At 44.3% G+C, this 5,709-nt stretch carries 8 protein-coding genes, 13 tRNA genes and 1 pseudogene; 6 read left to right on the top strand and 16 right to left on the bottom strand.

All coding sequences use genetic code 11. The features are described 5' to 3' along the window. Nucleotides 1-38 precede the first annotated feature (38 nt). Nucleotides 39-254, bottom strand: coding sequence for a hypothetical protein (locus tag Q3F21_RS26825; protein ID WP_340259595.1), 216 nt, complete (start codon nt 252-254; stop codon nt 39-41). A 340-nt stretch (nt 255-594) separates the two neighbouring features. On the opposite strand from Q3F21_RS26825, the gene Q3F21_RS26820 reads away from it, so the two are divergent. The 5 genes and pseudogenes from Q3F21_RS26820 (at nt 595) to Q3F21_RS27560 (ending at nt 2,647) form a co-directional block, all read left to right on the top strand. After that, entirely contained in the window at nt 595-903 is a 309-nt protein-coding gene (locus Q3F21_RS26820) for a hypothetical protein (RefSeq protein WP_340259593.1), read from the top strand. A 244-nt stretch (nt 904-1,147) separates the two neighbouring features. Then, nucleotides 1,148-1,357: pseudogene (locus tag Q3F21_RS26815) on the top strand (IS3 family transposase); the annotation flags it as partial. Between the two features lie 19 nt (nt 1,358-1,376). Next, nucleotides 1,377-1,706 (top strand): hypothetical protein, encoded by a 330-nt coding sequence (locus Q3F21_RS26810; protein ID WP_340259591.1) that lies wholly within the window; start codon nt 1,377-1,379, stop codon nt 1,704-1,706. Nucleotides 1,707-1,729: 23 nt separating this feature from the next. Beyond that, nucleotides 1,730-2,353, top strand: coding sequence for a glycerol-3-phosphate 1-O-acyltransferase PlsY (gene plsY, locus Q3F21_RS26805; RefSeq protein ID WP_340259589.1), 624 nt, complete (start codon nt 1,730-1,732; stop codon nt 2,351-2,353). A 204-nt stretch (nt 2,354-2,557) separates the two neighbouring features. After that, nucleotides 2,558-2,647 carry a LicD family protein gene (locus Q3F21_RS27560; protein WP_425341310.1) on the top strand — a complete coding sequence of 30 codons (90 nt, stop codon included), beginning with the start codon at nt 2,558-2,560 and terminating at the stop codon, nt 2,645-2,647. Between the two features lie 367 nt (nt 2,648-3,014). On the opposite strand, the gene Q3F21_RS26800 is transcribed toward Q3F21_RS27560, so the two are convergent. Then, on the bottom strand, nt 3,015-3,380 hold the full coding sequence (locus tag Q3F21_RS26800) for an IS3 family transposase (protein WP_340259587.1): 366 nt from the start codon (nt 3,378-3,380) through the stop codon (nt 3,015-3,017). A 151-nt stretch (nt 3,381-3,531) separates the two neighbouring features. Further along, a complete protein-coding gene (locus tag Q3F21_RS27555) occupies nt 3,532-3,663 on the bottom strand; it encodes a transposase (RefSeq protein ID WP_425341308.1) in 132 nt (43 codons plus the stop codon). Nucleotides 3,664-4,049: 386 nt separating this feature from the next. On the opposite strand from Q3F21_RS27555, the gene Q3F21_RS27550 reads away from it, so the two are divergent. After that, complete coding sequence (locus Q3F21_RS27550) at nt 4,050-4,205, top strand: hypothetical protein (RefSeq protein WP_425341309.1); 156 nt, start codon at nt 4,050-4,052, stop codon at nt 4,203-4,205. 110 nt (nt 4,206-4,315) lie between these two features. Here the strand turns inward: Q3F21_RS27550 and Q3F21_RS26795 are convergent. The 13 genes from Q3F21_RS26795 to Q3F21_RS26735 form a co-directional block, all read right to left on the bottom strand. After that, nucleotides 4,316-4,397 (bottom strand) — tRNA-Leu (locus tag Q3F21_RS26795). A gap of 34 nt (nt 4,398-4,431) precedes the next feature. Beyond that, nucleotides 4,432-4,507: transfer RNA gene (locus Q3F21_RS26790), tRNA-Lys, on the bottom strand. Between the two features lie 7 nt (nt 4,508-4,514). Then, nucleotides 4,515-4,589 (bottom strand) — tRNA-Gln (locus tag Q3F21_RS26785). Nucleotides 4,590-4,593: 4 nt separating this feature from the next. After that, nucleotides 4,594-4,669 (bottom strand) — tRNA-Thr (locus Q3F21_RS26780). Nucleotides 4,670-4,686: 17 nt separating this feature from the next. Further along, nucleotides 4,687-4,759, bottom strand: a tRNA-Phe gene (locus Q3F21_RS26775). A gap of 42 nt (nt 4,760-4,801) precedes the next feature. Further along, a tRNA-Asp gene (locus Q3F21_RS26770) sits at nt 4,802-4,878 on the bottom strand. A gap of 74 nt (nt 4,879-4,952) precedes the next feature. After that, a tRNA-Met gene (locus tag Q3F21_RS26765) sits at nt 4,953-5,029 on the bottom strand. 21 nt (nt 5,030-5,050) lie between these two features. Continuing rightward, a tRNA-Val gene (locus Q3F21_RS26760) sits at nt 5,051-5,126 on the bottom strand. Nucleotides 5,127-5,179: 53 nt separating this feature from the next. Beyond that, nucleotides 5,180-5,256, bottom strand: a tRNA-Glu gene (locus Q3F21_RS26755). A 10-nt stretch (nt 5,257-5,266) separates the two neighbouring features. Next, nucleotides 5,267-5,351: transfer RNA gene (locus Q3F21_RS26750), tRNA-Leu, on the bottom strand. Between the two features lie 9 nt (nt 5,352-5,360). After that, nucleotides 5,361-5,437: transfer RNA gene (locus Q3F21_RS26745), tRNA-Met, on the bottom strand. Between the two features lie 21 nt (nt 5,438-5,458). Further along, nucleotides 5,459-5,549, bottom strand: a tRNA-Ser gene (locus Q3F21_RS26740). 5 nt (nt 5,550-5,554) lie between these two features. Further along, nucleotides 5,555-5,630 (bottom strand) — tRNA-Asn (locus tag Q3F21_RS26735). Between the last annotated feature and the right edge of the window lie 79 nt (nt 5,631-5,709).

Raw genomic sequence — 5,709 nt, 5'->3', positions numbered from 1 at the left:
AATCCGCTTCTAATCAGAGAAGTCCCTAAGTAGAACCTCTAACTCTTTTTCATCATAGTATTGACCGTCGCTAATATATTTTTAATCTCAACAGTTCCATCTTCCATGAATTCAATTTCCCAACTTTGGCCTGGAACCGCCACTTCAACCATTATGCTCTCCTTCCGAAACTTGCTAAGTTGGTAAAATATGTAGTCCTCCTGTAATTTATTCAAAAAGTCGTTAAGTTTTTTAAAATCTTCCACTGTTTTCACCCTTTCTCTTTTGCTTGGACGCGAAAACATTGTGTTAAACAGATTTTATTGGTATCCTTCCGGGATTCCTTGAAGGCATCTCTGGCGCGTTACATTCACTCGTCCAAAGTGCGGAAGTCGGTCTTTGCGGGTTTACCCTTCTCTATGACAGCGTGGATGGCATGGGTAGAGCCGATTTTAAACAGCCCCAGTAGCTTCGTCCCTTCTCCGCCTCCTGATCGCAATTTCTCTTTTTCCTCCCGAATTGTTTAGAAAAATAGAATTTTCAATGTAGCTCATACGTATCTATTTACGGGATATATTCCCAATTAATACAAAAACCGCTAAGGAGTGGATTTCAATGAAAAAAGCTTTAACTTGCATGTCTGCTACCCTACTTTTAGCTAGTATGTTGGGTGCACCATCGTATGCTGCAAACAAAACTTCCGCCACTGAATCCCCAAAGTCAGCACATTCAATTCGTCCAGCAGACAGTGGATATTGTGATTATTGCAATGGAGTTGGTCTGATGTACCCAAAGAAAGACTATAAAAGGAGTGATTTTGAAGGAAGCACTATTCAATATAATGGTGCAACATACCGTTTTTCACAAATTAGAGATGATTTATCAACAGACACCCATTGGTTTGTAGAATTCATAAAAGTATAATGCTGTGTCTGGTTTAAATTAGTTCTATACAATTCGCCCTGATTTTCAGCTTTAGTTGAAATCAGGGCTTTCTATTTACCATACTTCCCCTTGAATTTTCTCTTTTGTTAAGTAGCCTGCGATTGCTCGCTTTTGCAATGCCTGCTTGAACAGTTCTAAGGTTTCCTCCGCGCTTCTCATTGCCCGTCCCTCCTGGGCACACTAAAGCCTTTAAAGAACAAGTGGTACTCCGCATCCTGGCGGAATGAGCCGGAAAGGCAACTGTTATGACAATTCCCCGATGGAATCATTCTGGGGGAAACTCAAAACAGAATGGCTTAAGCGATTATAAGTTCAAGACGCTCTCAGAGGAAAAAAGGCGATTTTCGAATATATAGAAATCTTTTATAATCGGCAGAGAATCCATTCGGTGAATGATTATGTTCCGCCCTGCAAACTTGAGAGAACAGCTTAAAATATAGAGATATGATAAAATGAAGCCAGAAGATGAAATTATATGGAAACAATCAAATGTAAGAATTGTGGAAGCGAACACATCACAAAGAATGGCAAAGTACGGGGGAAAACAGCGTTATATATGTAAAGAGTGTGGAATGAACTTCATAGTTGGCGATGAAAGAAGCAATGAAAAAATAGCAGCACTAAAAGCATTGGTAATTCTATTCTATTCGCTTGGTAAAGGTTCATATAACATGCTTGGCAAGATATTTGGCCGTAGTCGTTCATTGATATACCGGTGGGTAAAGGAGGCAGGTTTGGCGACGGATGAACCCTGTATTGATGGAGAAATAAAAGAAAATTAGAATAATTCCAAGGGGGAAGAGTGATGATTGATATTTTAAAGCTTTTTGCGGCCTTAGCTTTGGGCTACCTTTTAGGCAGCCTTAATACAGCGGTGATTGTAGGGAAAATATACGGCAAGGACATAAGAAGCCATGGAAGCAAAAGCGCCAGGCTTACCAATACTCTGAGGGTACTTGGGAAATCTGCTGCGGTGTTTGTTCTTGCGGGGGATATATTAAAAGGGATAATTGCCTGTTTTATAGGCTTGTTCCTTGGCGTTTACTTTTATTCGGGAGAGACTAAAGATTGCGTAAGCCTTTTAGCGGCAGGCGCAGGAGCGGTTATAGGGCATAACTGGCCGGTATATTTTGGGTTTAAAGGGGGCAAGGGAGCACTTACAGCAGTGGCTGTGCTGTTTATGGTTGACTGGGTTATGGCCCTTTTATGCCTTGGCTTTTTTGTGATAATAGTAGCTTTAACCCGTTATGTTTCTTTAGGCACAATATGTGCTACAATGCTTTTTGCGGCTATTTCATTTATTCCTGTTTTTGGGAATACCTTATATTTTTATATATTTGCGTGCCTAATGGCGTTTATGGTTATTTTCAGGCATATGGAAAATATACAAAGGCTGCTTTCAGGAACAGAAAATAAACTTATTTTTTGATTTTTTCGCGGCGTTGAGCATGCGTCAAAAATAAAAATTTGGAATTAGTTAACCGTTTAAAACAGTAGGCCACATGAAAACAAACAATGCCCATATGCTCTCTGACAAAGAACTTCGCAGCCTTCAGATGGTTCTTCTGGAAATGCTTTTGGAAATTGACCGGGTTTGCAAAAAAAAAACGGCAGCATAAGCTATTGTCTTTTAATGGGCACTATGCTTGGTGCTGTGCGCCATGGTGGTTTTATTCCTTGGGACGACGAACGACGACCTGGACGTAGCGATGATGAGGCCTGAATATGAAAAATTCAGGGAAGCTTGCAAGCGGGATTTGGATCAAAGCAGATTCAACCGACCCCCATTACCGCTGGGGATATGCCCGGATCCGGCGCAAGGACACGGAATTTGTGCGTTTGGGGCAAGAGCATATGAAAATGCATATTAGAATATGGTTGTAAATGAGGGATTCTAGCTGTCTATTTTATTGAGGCAAGGTCACTTATCATGTGCAATTAAAATTAGGAGCTTATGTTACCTTTATTGATGGAGCAGTCAAAGATATTAACGGCAATATTATTAAAAAGACTGGTCACTAAAATATCCATCAATGCCCCCGGGTTATTCGGGGGTATTTTTTATAATCAGAAATGCAAGTTCTCCTCCATTAATCTAAATTACCGATTTGTTGAGACACTACCTTGAATTCATTCTGGATCGGGGAATCGTTGCATAACGACGCATGCGGCTTATACTGGGCAACCGTATAGACCGATACAAGACCATTTTTCTTCATCAAACGTCCAATTCGTCGTCTGGTGACTATCATTCCTTTTTCTTGGAGTGTTGCTTTAATCTTTCTTGCTCCGTATACGCGCTGATTTTCTTCAAAAATACGGATAATTGCCTGCTCTACCTCGTCTTTGGTAGATGGCTGTTGACTACTCTCATAGCAGTAGGTGCTCCGATTGATCTTGAGGATGTTGCACATGGCTGATACGGAATACTCATGTGCATATTGCCGAATCACCATTATTTTCGTCCGAAGATCAGCGCCGCTTGCTTTAAAATATCATTCTCCATTTTCAGCCGTTGATTCTCTTTACGAAGTCTAAGAAGCTCATTCTGCCATCCGTTCGATTGTCGCTTTCTTTGAAAGAGCCCGTGGTTCTACTCTGTTTTACCTAACGATCAAATGCAGATGCACTCAGGTCATATTCCCTCAAAATATCCGCATGTGATTTGCCATTCTCATAAAGTTGGACCATTTGCTGCTTGAATTCGTCTGTAAATGCTCGACGCTCACCCTTGCTCATGAGATTCTCTCCGTTCTCTACCGATTTGTTTTTAATCTACTAGAACTTAAGAGAACTGTCCATTTCAGTGCAGCCTATTCAGTATACCCCTCAAGAAAAAAGGTAATGTGTACGAAAAAGATACGATAAACGGCGAGGACAGAATCGTGCAGATGCGAACTTGGGATATGGAGGAACTACGTCGATACCATTTGCAGTGGCGTAAAGAAAGAATGAAGATCAGGGGTAAATGGGAAGGCGGCGATCATGAGTATTGTATTCCACGCTGGATTAGGTAAGCCTCTTTACTATACCTATCCTTCCGAGGGGTGGAGGAATTTTGTTAACCGTCACGGGCTGCGTTACATCCGATTCCATGATCTGCGTCATAGCCGGCGACGCTCCTTATCGATCAAGGGGCATCACTTAAAGCGATCCAGGAGCGTCTTGGTCACAAACAGCACCAAACAACGGCAGACATCTATACCCACGTGACGAAAAAAGTAAGTCGGGATTTAGCGGACAAATTCGACCAATTCGATCCCAAAAAACAGTCGATTTGAGGATTTCGTCCCCAATTCGTCCCCAATGTCCATTTTGGGGACACTTCTGTCCGAGAAAACTATCGGGTAAAATAAAAAAAAGCCTTGATTTCTCAAGGTTTTGAAACCTATGGTGCGGGTGAAGGGACTTGAACCCCCACGGTCTCCCGCCAGAACCTAAATCTGGTGCGTCTGCCATTCCGCCACACCCGCATGCACATTGAGAGGCTGCTGTATTTTTTAAAACTGGTGAGCCATGAAGGACTCGAACCTTCGACCCTCTGATTAAAAGTCAGATGCTCTACCAACTGAGCTAATGGCTCAAACAAATGGCTGGGGTACTAGGATTCGAACCTAGGAATGACGGAGTCAAAGTCCGTTGCCTTACCGCTTGGCTATACCCCAAAAGTGGTGCCGGCGATAGGACTTGAACCCACAACCCCCTGATTACAAGTCAGGTGCTCTACCAATTGAGCTACACCGGCATAATTTTTTGAAGAGGTGGCTCGGGACGGAATCGAACCGCCGACACGAGGATTTTCAGTCCTCTGCTCTACCGACTGAGCTACCGAGCCAGAGATGAGTATATCCGCATTTCCATCCGCAAAGGGACAAAATGGCGGAGCTGACGGGACTCGAACCCGCGACCTCCGGTGTGACAGACCGGCGTGAACTCCAACTTCACCACAGCTCCATATTTGGTTGCGCCCAAGGGCACTCCGCTTCTACTTGAACTGAGAGTGTATCGAGGTAGTTAAGTAGAAAAATTGGTTGCGGGAGCAGGATTTGAACCTGCGACCTTCGGGTTATGAGCCCGACGAGCTGCCAGACTGCTCCATCCCGCGACGTTACTATAACAAAGTATATGGTGGAGGCTGACGGGATCGAACCGCCGACCCTCTGCTTGTAAGGCAGATGCTCTCCCAGCTGAGCTAAGCCTCCAGAATCCTTCGCGAAGTTTCATAATACAACTGGAACTTTGCGAAGTAGTTGTATGGTGACCCGTAGGGGATTCGAACCCCTGTATGACAGCGTGAAAGGCTGCTGTGTTAAACCGCTTCACCAACGGGCCATATGTAACATGGTGCGGTCGGCGAGACTCGAACTCGCACGGGTCGCCCCGCCACCCCCTCAAGATGGTGTGTCTGCCAATTCCACCACGACCGCAACTCGGATTGGTAGCGGTGGAGGGGATCGAACCCCCGACCTTTCGGGTATGAACCGAACGCTCTAGCCAGCTGAGCTACACCGCCACTATTTGTAAAGTTTAAATATGGCGGAGAGTGAGGGATTCGAACCCTCGCTACGCTTACGCATACTAACGGTTTAGCAAACCGTCCCCTTCGGCCTCTTGGGTAACTCTCCGTATATGGCTCCTCGGGAGGGACTCGAACCCCCGACCGATCGGTTAACAGCCGATTGCTCTACCAACTGAGCTACCGAGGAACAATAATAAAGGCACTAACGCAATTCATGCAGCTTCGCGCCTTCAAAACTGGATATGCATATTTGCTAAAGGATTTGT

Origin of the sequence: Brevibacillus borstelensis (assembly GCF_037834415.1) — a bacterium.
Lineage (GTDB): Bacteria > Bacillota > Bacilli > Brevibacillales > Brevibacillaceae > Brevibacillus > Brevibacillus borstelensis_A.
Note: the sequence above shows the minus strand (reverse complement) of the source record. Positions and strands in the feature narration are given on the sequence as shown.